This is a genomic window from Streptomyces anandii JCM 4720, assembly GCF_014650655.1.
In the GTDB taxonomy this organism is placed as follows: Bacteria; Actinomycetota; Actinomycetes; order Streptomycetales; family Streptomycetaceae; genus Streptomyces; species Streptomyces anandii.
Genome location: NZ_BMVJ01000010.1, coordinates 110,600 through 124,060 on the forward strand (window position 1 = coordinate 110,600; position 13,461 = coordinate 124,060).

Genomic DNA, 13,461 nt, shown 5'->3' on the forward strand with positions numbered 1-13,461 from the left:
AACCACTGACGATACGGTGACGAGGGCCTCGACCTAACGGTCGCGGTCCTCGTTGCATGTTCGTAACTGATGGTGATGCCGGCTTCGTGGAGTGGGCCTTACTTGTCTTTGATCCTGGGCTTCCAGGGCCCGGCGTTGTTCGTGGACGGCGGCTAGCGGGCCGGGGACGGGATCACAGTGTCGAGGGTGCCGGTTCACGGGACGACGACGCTCTGTTCGTCGAGCGCGTCGCAGATGTCGTCGGTCAGCCGGGCGGCCATCCGTGGAGCCGTGGGTCTGATCACCTCGACGAGTCTGCGGTGACCGGCTTTCCGCAGCGCGGCCGGGGAGCCCTAGCGTTCCAGCAGCCAGGTGACGGCGGGGTGGTCCAGGCGCGCGGCCCGGGGACGCGTTCCGGTCATGCGGAGAGGGACCACGCGGCGCTCTCACCCGCCGGACGTCCGCCAGCCGCTGCCGCTTCCCGTCCCGCCGTCCGCGGCGCGGCCCGGTGTGTGGCCGAAGGCGCGGCGGAAGACGTCGATGAACGCGCTCGCCGAGGACCAGCCGCACCGGTGCGCCACCACCGTCACCGGCGTGTCCTCGGCGAGCAGCACCAGGGCGTGGGAGAGCCGCAGTTGGGTGCGCCACTGCGGGAAGGTCATGCCGAGATCGGCCCTGAACAGCCGTGACAGTGTGCGGTCGCTGGCGCCGACCTCTCTGCCCAGGGCCGCCAGGGTGCGGTTGTCGGCGGGGTCGGCGTGCAGGATCGCGCACAGCGCCCTGAGTTGCGGTGCGGTCGGTGCCGGCACGTAGAGAGGCTGCTGGGGTGAGACCCGAAGCTGGTCGCACAGGACGGCGCGCAACCGGCGGTGCTCCGGGCTGTCGTCTGCCGGGGCGCGGGTGCAGGCCAGGATCAGTTCCCTCAGCAGCGGGCTCACGGTCAGCACGGTGGGCCGGTCGAGGCCGATCGGGTTGGTCTGCGCGGGGAGGCCGATCAGGTGCAACTCGAGCTCGCCGTACGCCCGGTGCGAGTGCACGGTGCCGGCCGGAACCCAGATCGCCCTGGTGGCCGGGGCTGTCCACGAGCCGGAGCCGGTGGTGACGGCGAGTACGCCCCGGCCCGCGTAGACGAGCTGGTGGTTGTCGTGCCGGTGGGCGTCGATCCCGGTGCCCGGGGCCAGCCAGCGGGCGCTGGTAGGGGCCACCGGCACATGGCGGATATTCCTCATCGATTGGCAGATTATCGGAAGTACGACAGTACTGTCACGGACGACCATGGCGCTATGCAAAGGAACAAGTCAATCGTTCTGCTGTCGGTCGGACATGCCTGTGTGGACGTCTACCAGGGCGCCGTGGCGGCCCTGGTCCCGTTCTTCGTCGCCGAGCGTGCCTACACCTACGCCGCGGCCTCGGGCATCGTTCTCGCCGCCAGTCTGCTGTCCTCGGTGGCACAGCCCTTCTTCGGCGCGCTCACCGACCGGCATCCCATCCCCTGGCTGCTGCCGGTGAGCACGGTCTTCGGCGGGCTCGGCGTTGCCCTGAGCGGGATCACCGGCTCGTACGCGCTCACGCTGTTGTTCATGGCGCTGTCCGGCATCGGGGTGGCCGCCTACCACCCGGAGTCCGCACGGGTCGCACGGGTCGCCAGCAAGGGCAGCCACAGCTCCATGGGGTGGTTCTCCCTGGGCGGCAACGTCGGATTCGCGGCGGCCCCCCTCCTGGTCACGATCGTGATCGCCACGGGCGGGCTGCGGTACTCCCCGCTGCTGATCCTGCCCGCGCTGGCCGGCAGCGTGCTGACGCTGCCGGTGCTGCGGGCGCTGGACACGGCGCCCGCCGCCGACGGCGGCAAGGGGGACGCGCAGGGACGGGACGACTGGCCCTCGTTCGTGCGGCTGTCCCTGGCGGTGGTGTGCCGGTCGATCGCCTTCGTCGGTATGAGCACCTTCGTCGCCTTCCACGTCCGGGAGCAGACGGGCGGGGGCACGGCGGCGGGGACGGCCGCGCTGTTCGTGCTCTACGTCGGTGGCGCCGTCGGCACGGTCGTCGGCAGCAAGCTGGCCCACCGCTGGGACCGGGTCACGGTGGTGAGCATGTCGTACCTGATCACCGTCGCGGCCGTCGCCGGCGTGGTGTTCGTGCCCGGGCCGGTCATCTACCTGTTCGTGGCGCTGACTTCCATCGGTCTGTACGTCCCGTTCTCCCTGCAGGTCACGCTCGCCCAGGACTATCTGCCCACGCGCGTCGGAACGGCCAGCGGGATCACCCTCGGCCTCATGGTCAGCGTCGGCGGTCTCACCAGTCCCGTCATCGGCGTGATCGCCGACGCCACCTCGCTGCGCACGGCCCTGACGCCCCTGATCGTGATGCCCGGCCTGAGTTGGATGCTGTTCCGGACCCTGCCCGAACCGGCCGTGCCGAAGCCGCTGTTGGAGGACCGCGGCGAGGAGGCCGTACAGGAGACCGTCCAGTCCGGCCACCGAGCGCAGCGGCTCTGACCGGCCCGCGTCGCCGACTTGCGGCCGCCCCAGGACCCGTCACGAAAGGACCACGAAATGCGACGAGCAGTGACCCGGCCCGTGACGTCCGCATCGGCCGTACCGGCCCAGGAGGTCTGCCCGCTGGCCGCCTGGGGCTGCCGCGCCGGACTGCGGGAGCCCGGCTGGCGGCTGATGTCCAGCCATGCCACCTCGGACGGTCACGTCGAGTACTGCCGCTGCACCTGTGCGGCGCTGGTGATCTTGCACGAGGGCGAGGTGGCGGCCTTTGCGGCGCCTCACCGCGTCTAGCACCGGACGCCGCTCCTCGGCGGGCCAACGGTGCCTGCCGGGGCCCGAGGTGGCGTCCGGGTCAGGGCAGCAGCAGCTGTTCCAGGTCCGCCGGGGGCCGGCGGCCCACGAAGGAGCCGAGCAGGGAACGGGAGCCGGTGTCACCCGCGAGAATGCCGCCGAGCAGGCTGCCGGTGTCCGGCCGCAGGAAGATCTTGGCGTAGCGGGCGGTGCCGTCGGCGAAGGCCACCTCGACCGGCCGGAGGTGCCCCGGGTGCACCGTGGTGCCGAAGGTGGCCACGTGGACGCCGAGGAGCTTGAGCGTCGTGGCGCCGCCGGCCCCCTCGAAGGGCGCCGCGTCCCGGCCCGTCAGCTGGGCCGCCACGGATTCGGCCATGGCGTATCCGGGGGCGACCAGGCCGTGGCAACGTCCCTGTACGGCGGCGCACTCGCCGATGGCCCAAATGTGCCGGTCGGCGGTACGGCAGTGGGCGTCGACGAGGAAGCCGCCGCGCTCGCCACGCGCAAGGTCGAGCGGTCCGGCCAGCTCGTCCCGCGGCCGGATCCCGGCGGCGAAGACGACCAGGTCCGCGTCCAGCGTCGTACCGTCCGCGAGCGTGACCGCGCGCACGGTGCCGTCGGACCGGGCATGCACGTGCGCGACGGCGGTGCCGCAGTGCAGGCGCAGGCCGATCCCGGCGGCATGCCGGTGCAGGACCTCGGCGGCTTCCGCGTCGAGTTGAGCGGGCATCAGGTGGGGTGCCGTCTCCACGACGTGCGGGAGCACGCCCAGTCGGCTCAGTGCGTGCGCCGCCTCCAGGCCGAGCAGCCCGCCGCCGACCACCACGCCCCGGCCGCCGGGGCGTACGGTGCGGCGGATGGCGTCAAGGTCCTCGAAGGTCCGGTAGACGAAGCAGTGCGCGAGGTCCCGGCCGGGGACCGGAGGGACGAAGGGGCGGGAGCCGGTGGCCAGGACCAGGGCGTCGTAGCGGATCCGGTCGCCGCCCCCGGTGACGACGGTGCGTGCCGCGCGGTCGGCTTGGACGACGGGCGACGCCAGGCGCAGCTCCACACGGGGATCGGCGAGGAAGTCCTGCTCGACGAGGGTCAGTTCGGCCCTGCTGCGGCCGGCCAGATAGGTGGACAGGGCCATACGGTCGTAGGCGGGGTGGGGTTCCTCGGCGAGGATCACGACGCGCCAGTCGCGTGCGGTGTCCAGGGCGCGCAACCGGTCGGCGAGCCGGTGTCCGGTCATGCCGTGTCCGGCGACCACCAGGGTCCGGGTCATGGAGTCCGCTCCCCGTCCTGCCCGATCTCGCGTTCCCACCGTGCGCACAGCTCCGTCACCTCACGCAGGCAGCCGCCGCAGCCGGTCGTGGCCCGGGTGGCGGTGGCGAGCGCGGTGACCGCACGGGCGCCGGCCCGCCAGGCCTTGGCCAGGTCCTGGCGTTGCACGTTGTTGCACAGGCAGATCACGGCCTCCCCGGGCGAGTCGAGGTCCGTCGACGCGGGTCGCGGCGGCCCGCCCAGGAGAAGCCGGAGGCGGTCGGAGGGCAGTGCCCGGCTGTTTCGGTGGAGCTCGCCGACGGAGGCGATGGCGTCCGCGAGGCCGAACAGCACGGCGGCGACGAGGTGTTCACCGCGCAGCGCGAGCCTGGCGTACCGCCCGCCGTCCCAGTCGGCGAACGTGAGGCGGCGCAGGGACGGGTCCGCGAAGGCGTCCGGCGGGCCCACGCAGGCCACCTCGGCGATGTCGGTGCGCAGCCGGAACACCGCGGGCGTGCCGCGGTGCGCGCACGCGCCCCGCCCGGTGAGGATCCGGGCGAGGCTGTCCGCCTGGGCCCAGGCGGCCTCGATGCCGGTCACGGCGCGGCCCTCGTGCTCGGCGCAGTCGCCGATGGCGTGGATGTGCGGGTCGCTGGTGCGCAGCCGGTCGTCGACGACGATTCCGGTACGGACCCTCAGTCCCGCCGCCCGGGCGAGCCCCACGTCGGGGTGCGCGCCCGTGCACAGGGCGAGGGTGTCGGCGGGGAGCCGCGTCCCGTTGTCGAGGAGCACGCGGCCGGGCTCGCGCGCCGTGACGGTGCGCCCGGCGAGCACGGTGACGCCGGCGCGTTCCAGGGCCTTGGTGAGCATGCCGGAGGCGGCCTCACCGAGCCGGTCATGGAGGGGATGGGGGCCGGCGCAGACCAGGGTCGTGGCGGTGCCGCGGGCGGCGAGCGCGGCGGCGGTCTCCACGCCCAGCGGTCCGCCGCCGAGCACCACCACGCTCGCCCCGGTGATCCGTGCGCAGTCCGCCGCGGTGCGCAGGGCGGTCACCCCAGGGCCCCTCGCGCCGGGGATGTCCGGCACGTCGGCGCGTGCCCCGGTGGCGAGGACCAGGACGTCGTACCCGTGGACGACCCCGGACGTGTGCACCTCGCGCCGCCCGCGGTCGATGTGGGTGACGGGCGTGCCGCGGTGCGCCTCGATGCCGGGCAGGGCCGGCAGGCGCAGTGCTTCGGGGGATGCCCGGCCGGAGAGGACGTAGGACAGCAGCGGCCGGTGGTAGGGGGGTTCCGGCTCGGCGCCGAGGATCGTGACGGGCCCCGGGTGGCCGTGGTGGCGCAGTCGGTCGGCGAGGCGGTGGCCTGCGGGGCCGCCCCCGACCACGAGGATCCGGCTCATGGCGTGGCCTCCGGGAGCGGTTCGAGCCGTACGGCGCTCAGCTTGAATTCCGGCATGCCGCTGCGGGGGTCGAGGGCGGGGTGGGTGAAGAGGTTGGCGCGGCCGTCGCCCGGAAAGTGGAAGGGGATGAAGAGGGTGTCCGGTCGCATCGTCGGGTCCAGCCGGATCCGGCCCGTCATGCTGCCCCGGGCGGAGGTGACGCGGGCCAGGGCGTGGTCGGCGGCTCCGACGCGGGCGGCGGTGTCGGGGTGGACAGAGATGAACGGCTCGGGTTCGGCGCCGTGCAGTTCGGCGACGCGCCGGGTCTGTGCCCCGGACTGGTAGTGCGCGAGGACCCGGCCGGTCGTGGCGTACAGCGGATACGCGGCGCTGGTGTGTTCGGCGGGCCCGCGGTGGTCGACCTCGGCCAGCCGCGCCCGGCCGTCGGGGTGCGCGAACCGCTCCAGGAAGAGCCGGGGCGTACCGGGATGGGTGGGCTCGGTGTCGGGGCAGGGCCAGTGCAGGACCTCCCCGGCGTCCAGGCGTCGGTAGCTGATGCCGGAGTAGTCGGCGCCGCCGCCCCGGGACGCCGCGCGCAGTTCGTCGAAGACGTCCCCGGGGACGGTCGGGTAGCCGTGCGGGGGTTGGCCGAGCCGCACGGCGAGGCCGTGCAGGACCTCCAGATCGGTGCGCACGTGTGCGGGCGGCGCCAGCAGGGCGCGACGGCGCAGCACCCGCCCCTCCAGGCTGGTCAGGGTGCCCTCCTCCTCGGCCCACTGGGTGACCGGCAGCACCACGTCGGCCCTGCGGGCGGTCTCCGAGGGAACGAAGTCGGCCACCACCAGCAGGTCCAGTGAGGCCAGCCGCTCGGCCACGTGTGCGGCATACGGTGCGGAGACGACGGGGTTCGACCCGAACACCAGCAGGGCGCGCGGCCCGTGGTCACTGCCGAGGGAGTCCAGGAGAGGGTAGGCGGTACGGCCGGGGCCGGGGAGCGACTCGGGCGGCACGCCCCAGACTCCGGCGACGTGGGCCCGGTCCGCGGGATCGGTGAGGGAGCGGTAGCCGGGCAGCTGGTCGGCCTTCTGCCCGTGTTCGCGGCCGCCCTGGCCGTTGCCCTGCCCGGTCAGGCATCCGTATCCGCCGTGGCCGGAGCCGGGCAGGCCGAGCGCGAGGGCGAGGTTGATGAACGCGGCGGCGGTGTCGGTGCCCTGGCTGTGCTGTTCGACGCCGCGGCCGGTCAGGACGTAGGCGTTGCGGGCCTCCGCGAGCATCCGGACGGCGGTGCGCTGGGCGCCGGCGGGGACGCCCGTGACGGCCTCCACCCGCTCGGGCCACCACGCCATCGCCCGGCGGACGGCGGCTTCGAAACCGTGGGTGCGGCGCCGGACATACTCCTCGTCGGTGAGCCCGTCGACGACGGTGATGTGCAGCAGGCCGAGCGCGAGGGCGAGGTCGCTGCCGGGGGCGGGCTGAAGGTGCAGCTTGGCTCGCTGGGCGGTGGGGGTGTGCCGGGGGTCGATGACGATGAGCTCCGCCGTGTCGAGGTGCTGCATCAACGGCGGCATGGTCTCGGCGACGTTGGCGCCGGCCAGCAGCACCGTGTCGGCGGTCGCGAGGTCGGTGACGGGGAAGGGCAGCCCGCGGTCCACGCCGAAGGCGGCGTTGCCGGCCGCGGCGGCGGACGACATGCAGAACCGGCCGTTGTAGTCGATCTGGCTGGTGCCCAGCGCCAGCCGGGCGAACTTGCCCAGCAGATAGGCCTTTTCGTTGGTGAGTCCGCCGCCTCCGAACACGGCCACCGCGTCGGGACCGTACCGCGCGCGCAGTTCGCGCAGCCGCCCGGCGACCGTGTCGAGGGCGAGGTCCCAGGTGGTCCCGGTCAGACGGCCGTCCGCCGTGCGGAGCAACGGCTCGGTCAATCGGTCGGCGGCGGCCAGGACATCGGGCGCGGTCCAGCCCTTCTGGCACAGGCGGCCGCGGTTGACGGGGAAGTCGGCCGGTCGCAGGGTCACGCCGATGTCCTGGCCGCCGGTCAGCCGCGTACCGCACTGCAGGGCGCAGTAGGGGCAGTGCGTGTCCACTTCCGGTGTGCGGGAGGGCGGTTCAGACACGGTTGGTCGCCTCGAGGCGGTCGGTCGCGGCCGTGTGCCCGGCGGGCCTCCGGCGGGGGTAGACGGCCCGCACGAGCACCATGCACAGGGCGTAGTAGGCGAGGAAGGCGAAGAAGGCGGGGGCGCCGGAGCCGGAGCCGTCGGAGTAGGACAGCTTGAAGGCGATGTTGACGGCGGCACCGCCGAGCGCGCCGACCGCCCCGGCGACGGCGATGACGGCGCCGGACAGCCGGCGCGCCCGGGCGAACGCGGCGGCCCCGTACCGGGTCACCGCGAAGCCGTAGGGCAGCCGCAGCAGGGCACCGACGGCGGCGGGAGTGGCGACCTGAGGGTGAACCATGGAGTGCTCCAGGGATGTGGGGATGCCCGCTCAGGACGCTGAGATCAGGGACTTGCGGAACTGCTCGATGACGTCGTCGAGCAGTCGCGTGCTCTCCGGGAGCAGGTGCGGGCGGCCCTCCTGCCACCTGATGTGTTCGTCGAGCAGGAAGAAGCTCTGCACCACGTGCCGGGCGCCCAGCGCGTGCGCCACGGGCCGCAGCGCGTAGTCGAGGATGAGGAGATGGGCGACGCTGCCGCCGGTGGCCAGGGGAAGCACGGCCTTGTGCCGGAACCCGTAACGGGGCAGCAGGTCCAGGAAGGTCTTGAGCAGACCCGAGAAGCTCGCTTTGTACGTCGGTGTGGCGAGGACGATGCCATCGGCCCGGGAGACCTGTTCCAGTGCCTGGGCGATGGCGGGATGCGTGGTGTCGGCGTTCAGCAGCGGTGCGGCCGGCAGGGTGCGGACCTTGAGGTGTCCGGCGTGCCACTCGTAGTCGGCGAGGCGCCGCGCCACGTGGTCGCCGATGGCTTCGGTCTTGGAGGTCGCGGACGGGCTGCCGGATATGACCAATACGTGGGACACAGCCACCCCTGGTGTCGTGTGGTCCGGTCGGGAAGTCGAGCGGGTGCGGAGCCGGGGGGGGCGTGGGACATGGCCCGCGCCCCGCCCGCCAGGTGTCAGGCCGGCCAGCCGAAGGCGCTGATGGTGTCGCGGGCGCGCTGCGGCTCCGGGTCGCTGAAGACGAAGCACCGGGTGTTGGTGACGCTGCCGCCCTCCGCCTGGGCGGTCGAGAAGATCAGCACGGGCCTCGGGGCGCCCTCCCTGGTCAGGAAGTTGGCCCGAAAGTTGATGATCGGCGAGTCCTCGTCCCAGCGGCCGAGGAAGTCGTCGAGCAGCCCCTTGTCCTCGTAGATGGTGCGGATGTGCCGGCCGACGTACTCGGAGGGCGAGGAGGTGTACTCGACGAGGGCCACGTCCGCCGGGTTGGCGTGCATGACCTGGCCGTTGACGCCGATCAGGTGGATCGCCACCGGGGCGACCTCGTAGAACTCGCGCATCACGTCCTCGAGCTCCTTGGCGGGAGCCAGGGCGGGCAGCGGGCGCTCGTTGACCGCGCGGATCCAGGACGCCGCGTCCGAGGTGACGTCCTCGGCCGTGTCGTTGGAGACGGGCAGCCGCTCGCCGAGCTCCGGCCGGCTCACCCAGTGGATGCGCGAGTCGTCGCCGCTACCGGTCAGCACGGCGTTCACCCGGGCCGTCTGCTCGTGGCCGCCGTCGGCGCTGCGGTAGGTGACCTGGACGTTCTCCACCCGCTGGTCCTTCTCCAGACGCTGGATCAGCGTCCGCAGGCCGTCCTGCGCGCCGTCGAGGAGGATCCGGCCACCGAGGTGGTCGCTCTCCCCGCCCATCAGCACGGACTGCGCCCGGTTGTGCAGGACGACGGCGCCGGAGCGGTCGGTGACGGCGATGCCCACCGAGCTGTTCGCGATGACGTCGATCAGCTGCTCCACCGACGGTGCGGTCTGCTGGTCGTTCGGCATGTGTGGACTCCATTCATTTCGTCGTGCGGGATGAGTGAATTGGTTGTGCGGGCGGACGGGACCGGGCGCCGGTTCACTCCGGGTGCGGAACGCGCTCGGGATGCCGGCTGTGGTCGACGATGCGGGCGATGACGTCCGCGATGGCCTGCTGACCGGACAGGAAGTAGTCGTGACCGCCGCGGAAGGTGAACATGCCGAGGTACGGACCGCTCGTGAACTGTTTCCACCGTTCCATCTCGTCCGGCCGGGCGAAGGGGTCGGAGGCGCCGCACAGCAGGGCCAGGGGCGCCCGCACCACCTGGTGAGCGGTGCGGTACTCGCCCCGCAAGCGCAGGTCCCGGTCCATCCACTGCTCACCGGCGCCTTGCTGGCCGTCAGGCGTCCGCAGGGCCGCGAAGGCGGTGGCCAGCAACGAGCGCGGCGTGCTGCCCGGCTCGCGGGCGCCCGAGACGGACAGGCTCGCGGCCGCGCAGTCGGGCCGGGCCTCGAAACGGAGCGTCAGTTCGTAGGCGTACAGCGCACCCAGGCTGTGTCCGAAGAAGTGCAGCCGCCGGCCCGGCACGGTCGCGGCGAGGTCGGCGGCCCAGCGGTCGGCCGCGCTGTGCACGGAGCCGGGTGACTCCTGGTCCGCCAGTCGTCCCCGCCCCGGTGTCTCGCAGTGCACGGCGGGCAGGCCGCCCGGCAGGAGGTCGCCGATCGCGAGGTACGGGGAGGTCACGCTGCCCGCCGGCGGCAGGAACACGACGACGTCCTCGGCGGTGTCGGCGTCGCCCTGGACGACCAGCGATCGTCGGTTTGTCGTGCCCATCTCCGCCCCCGCTCCGCACTCGGCCGTCATTGGAAGAAGGTCTGTTCGATGCTCTTCAGGGTGCGGAAGGAGTCGAGGCTGACGTCGTCCGACTCCAGCGCCGTACCGCGCAGGTCCTCGATGAAGAGGACGAGTTCGACGAACTGCAGGGAGTCGACGATGCGTGAGTCGATGATGTCGGTCTCGGGCTGCAGATCCGTCAGGTCGGGATTGCGCTCGAGAATCCAGTCGCGTACTTCGGTCCAGGTCGCTGCCATCAGCTCTCCTCGGTGGTGTCCGGCGTCGTTCGGTCCGGCCGTGTCACTGCCCGGCGCGGGCGGTCAGGCCGGCGAGGGCGAGGAACGCCCCGGCGCGGTCGGCCACTTCGGACGCCAGGGCGAGCTCCCCGGGACTGAAGGCCCCACGGCGGTGCTTCTCCTGCCGTACGAGGACGAGGTGCCCGTCGGACAGCCCCCGGTAGGCGAGGGAGAGCACCACCGCCGAATCGCCCCCTGCCTCGCGCAGCAGTTCCAGGTGGCGCGGGTCGGTCTTGGCGGCCAGCCCCTCGTGCTCGCTGATGACGAGCTGCCGCTGCCCCGTCTCCGCGGCGAGGCCGCGCAACGCCTCGGTGACGGCGGTCAGTTCGTCCGGGCCCTGGAAGACGGCCTGGCCGTGGGTGGGCTCCGCGTCCAGCGACACCGCGTGGGCGAAGAACGGCACGCAGGCGCGGGCCACCGCGGGCACGACGGCCGCCGGGTCCTCGGTGTCGCGGACGGTGGCGCTGACGTGCGCGACGAATCCGAGGGACTCCTCGGCTGCTTTGCGCCCTGCGATGTACTTCAGGGCGGTGTTCCAGTTCTGGGCCGGGCTTTCGGTGGTGTTTCCAGGCATGGCGGATCCTCGCAGGTGGGATGCGGATAGGTGGGGCGCGACGGCCGGTGGGGGCCGGGCGCGCGCAGCGGCACGGCAGGCCGGCTCCGGTCGGGGCAGGCGGGGCGGTCAGGCGAACCGGACGTCCGGGTCGAGCAGGCAGAGCCGTCCGTCGGCCAGGTGCAGCCGGTCGTTGCCGTAGTTGAGCGCGGCCGAACGCAGGTCGCGCAGGGCCTTTTCCAGGCGGGTCGGCGAGTCCTGGAGATAGCCGTGCTTGAGGCCGACCGCGTCGATGAGCTCGTCGACGGCTGCGTGGCACTCCTCGGCCGCCGTGATCTTGAGGTTGTTCAGCAGGAGTTGGTGACTGGTGACCGACCAGTCCGTCCCGGACTCGGCCAGTGCCTGGACCCGGCGCAGCATCGCATGGACGGTCTCCAGCCGCTGCCGGGCCCTGGACAGCCGGGTGAGCAGCAGCTCCGAGCGCAGATCGAGACGTTTGCGGCCGGCCGGGTCGCGCAGCAGGCGCAGCACCCGGGACAGGGCACCGGAGGCGGTGCCCAGCCAGACGGCCGACCAGCCGATGTGGGCGAGGGGCCCGAAGACCGACTGCACGATGCGGTGGAACGCGCCGTGCTCGCCGACCACCTGGTGAGCGGGGATCCGGCCGCTGAGCTTCAGCGGCAGACTGTGCGTGGCGCGCATCCCCATCGGGTTCCACTGCCCGGTGACCTCCACGTGCAGCTGGTGGCGATGGGCGTAGACGAGGGAGACGTGCTGGTCCGCCGTGGCGTACGGGCTGCGCATGGTGATCAGGAAGCCGTCCGCGGAGGTGCCGCCGGTGGAGATGGGCACGGTCCGGTCGATCTCCAGGGTCCCCTCCGCCTCGTGCAGCGGGACCTCGGACTTGAACAGGTCGGCGCCCTTGCCGCTCTCGGTGGTCACGGACGCCAGGTACAGCCTGCCCTCGGCGAGGAGCGGGACCAGCTCCTCCCGCAGGGGCGACACGGCGTGCCGCACCACCGCCTCGGCTTGCTGACAGTGCATCACGAAAATCATGGCCAGCGACATGTCGGTACGTCCGAGCACCATGCCGGCCTCGATGAGGTCACCGAGGGTGCCGCCGAGGCCGCCCTCCTCCTTGGGCACCTGAAGGCCGAGCAGGCGGGTGCTGCGCAGCTCCGCCAGCGCCTCCTCGGGGAACGTCGCCTCCCGCTCGGTGCGTTGCAGGTGCTGTTCGGCGACCCGGGTCACCGCCGCGAGGCGTTCCGCTAGGTCGGGGACGCCGGCCCGGTCCGTGTCCTCGGACGCCGTTGCCGTCGTTGCCGTGGTCGTTGCCGTGGTCATCGTGCCTCTTTCCGGGGGCTGGCCGTGGTCGCCGTGAGCGACCGGTAGTCGATCTTTCCGTTGCGGCTCAGGGGCAGCGCGCTCCACTCCCGCCAGCGCCGCGGCACCATCACCGGGGGCAGCACCGCGCTGAGCGCCTGCCGCAGTTCCTGCTGCGGCACCTCGGTGCGCAGGGTGTAGTGGGCGACGAGTTCGCTCAGGGCTCCCTCGTCGGAGACGGTGACGGCGCACTGTTCGACGGCGGGGTGCCGGCTGAGTACGACCTCGATCTCGTCGAGTTCCATGCGGACGCCGCCGACCTTGACCTGCCGGTCACCGCGCCCCAGGTAGTGCAGCAGTCCGTCCTCGACGCGGGCGAGGTCGCCGGTGCGGTAGATCCGGCCGGTCGGGGAGTGCGGGTCGAAGGGATCGCGGAAGAAGGCGCGTTCGGTGGTGGCGGGATCGTTGAGGTAGCCCAGGCCGACGCAGGTGCCGCCGACGAACAGCTCGCCGCTCTGCCCCGGTTCGGCCGGGCGCCAGGTGCCGTCCTCGGTCTCGACCAGGACGTGGAGGACGCAGTTGGCGACGGGGGTGCCGACCGGCAGCCGGGGACGCCTCAGGTCGGCGCGGGCCACCGTGTGCAGGGTGACGTCGTCGGAACACTCCGCGGGACCGTAGGCGTTGAGGAGGGACACGTGCGGGAGCGTGTCGAGCACCTGCTCCGCCAGGGCGGGATACAGTTCCTCGCCGGTGGACAACAGCCACCGCAGCTTCGCCAGCGCCGGGCCGTCCTGGCGCCGGATCTCGTCGACGAGCCGGCCGACGACCGTGGGCACCAGCTCCACGACGGTCACGCCCGCGCTGTCCAGGGCACGGATCAGCCAGCGCGGCATGCGCATGAGGGCGTCGTCGATCACGACGACCTTGCCGCCGACCAGGAACGGGCAGAGCATCTGCCAGATGGAGATGTCGAACACCAGCGGCGCCGAGAAGGCCACCGCGTCCTCGGGCCCCAGTGACAGGTCGGCCGTCTTGGACCACAGGTGGTTGAGCAGGCCCTGGTGCTCGATGGTGGCGCCCTTCGGGCGGCCGGTCGTGCCCGAGGTGAAGA

14 protein-coding genes and 1 pseudogene are annotated in these 13,461 nt (G+C 72.6%); 2 read left to right on the top strand and 13 right to left on the bottom strand.

Annotated features, from left to right (window positions below; genetic code table 11):
- Positions 1-81: 81 nt before the first annotated feature.
- Together IE249_RS19470 and IE249_RS19475 are read right to left on the bottom strand one after the other, a co-directional pair.
- Positions 82-394, bottom strand: a pseudogene (locus tag IE249_RS19470) (IS110 family transposase); the annotation flags it as partial.
- 31 nt (positions 395-425) lie between these two features.
- Positions 426-1,208: an AraC family transcriptional regulator gene (locus IE249_RS19475; protein ID WP_189706189.1), complete on the bottom strand. Its 783-nt coding sequence runs from the start codon at positions 1,206-1,208 to the stop codon at positions 426-428.
- 54 nt (positions 1,209-1,262) lie between these two features.
- On the opposite strand from IE249_RS19475, the gene IE249_RS19480 reads away from it, so the two are divergent.
- Positions 1,263-2,477, top strand: a complete 1,215-nt coding sequence (locus tag IE249_RS19480; protein WP_189706191.1) for an MFS transporter — start codon at positions 1,263-1,265, stop codon at positions 2,475-2,477.
- A gap of 57 nt (positions 2,478-2,534) precedes the next feature.
- Positions 2,535-2,768: a hypothetical protein gene (locus tag IE249_RS19485; protein ID WP_189706193.1), complete on the top strand. Its 234-nt coding sequence runs from the start codon at positions 2,535-2,537 to the stop codon at positions 2,766-2,768.
- Between the two features lie 61 nt (positions 2,769-2,829).
- Here the strand turns inward: IE249_RS19485 and IE249_RS19490 are convergent, their stop codons facing one another.
- The 11 genes from IE249_RS19490 to IE249_RS37865 all read right to left on the bottom strand — a co-directional run.
- On the bottom strand, positions 2,830-4,035 hold the full coding sequence (locus IE249_RS19490; RefSeq protein ID WP_189706196.1) for an NAD(P)/FAD-dependent oxidoreductase: 1,206 nt from the start codon (positions 4,033-4,035) through the stop codon (positions 2,830-2,832).
- Positions 4,032-5,414 carry an NAD(P)/FAD-dependent oxidoreductase gene (locus IE249_RS19495; protein WP_189706197.1) on the bottom strand — a complete coding sequence of 461 codons (1,383 nt, stop codon included), beginning with the start codon at positions 5,412-5,414 and terminating at the stop codon, positions 4,032-4,034. The genes IE249_RS19490 and IE249_RS19495 overlap by 4 nt, the downstream gene beginning before the upstream one ends.
- Complete coding sequence (locus IE249_RS19500; protein ID WP_189706199.1) at positions 5,411-7,507, bottom strand: molybdopterin oxidoreductase family protein; 2,097 nt, start codon at positions 7,505-7,507, stop codon at positions 5,411-5,413. Before IE249_RS19500 ends, IE249_RS19495 begins: the two co-directional genes overlap by 4 nt.
- Positions 7,500-7,847, bottom strand: a complete 348-nt coding sequence (locus IE249_RS19505) for a hypothetical protein (protein ID WP_189706201.1) — start codon at positions 7,845-7,847, stop codon at positions 7,500-7,502. The genes IE249_RS19500 and IE249_RS19505 overlap by 8 nt, the downstream gene beginning before the upstream one ends.
- 30 nt (positions 7,848-7,877) lie before the next feature.
- Complete coding sequence (gene ssuE / locus IE249_RS19510) at positions 7,878-8,411, bottom strand: NADPH-dependent FMN reductase (protein ID WP_189706203.1); 534 nt, start codon at positions 8,409-8,411, stop codon at positions 7,878-7,880.
- Between the two features lie 95 nt (positions 8,412-8,506).
- Positions 8,507-9,370: a PAS domain-containing protein gene (locus tag IE249_RS19515; protein WP_189706205.1), complete on the bottom strand. Its 864-nt coding sequence runs from the start codon at positions 9,368-9,370 to the stop codon at positions 8,507-8,509.
- A gap of 73 nt (positions 9,371-9,443) precedes the next feature.
- The gene (locus IE249_RS19520; RefSeq protein ID WP_189706207.1) at positions 9,444-10,178 is read right to left on the bottom strand and encodes a thioesterase II family protein; all 735 of its coding nucleotides are present in this window, start codon (positions 10,176-10,178) and stop codon (positions 9,444-9,446) included.
- 26 nt (positions 10,179-10,204) lie between these two features.
- On the bottom strand, positions 10,205-10,435 hold the full coding sequence (locus IE249_RS19525; RefSeq protein WP_189706209.1) for an acyl carrier protein: 231 nt from the start codon (positions 10,433-10,435) through the stop codon (positions 10,205-10,207).
- A 43-nt stretch (positions 10,436-10,478) separates the two neighbouring features.
- Positions 10,479-11,048: a hypothetical protein gene (locus IE249_RS19530; RefSeq protein WP_189706211.1), complete on the bottom strand. Its 570-nt coding sequence runs from the start codon at positions 11,046-11,048 to the stop codon at positions 10,479-10,481.
- Between the two features lie 108 nt (positions 11,049-11,156).
- A complete protein-coding gene (locus IE249_RS19535; protein WP_189706213.1) occupies positions 11,157-12,371 on the bottom strand; it encodes an acyl-CoA dehydrogenase family protein in 1,215 nt (404 codons plus the stop codon).
- On the bottom strand, positions 12,368-13,461 hold a 1,094-nt coding region (locus IE249_RS37865; RefSeq protein WP_229858841.1), incomplete at its 5' end, for an amino acid adenylation domain-containing protein. The genes IE249_RS37865 and IE249_RS19535, both read right to left, overlap by 4 nt.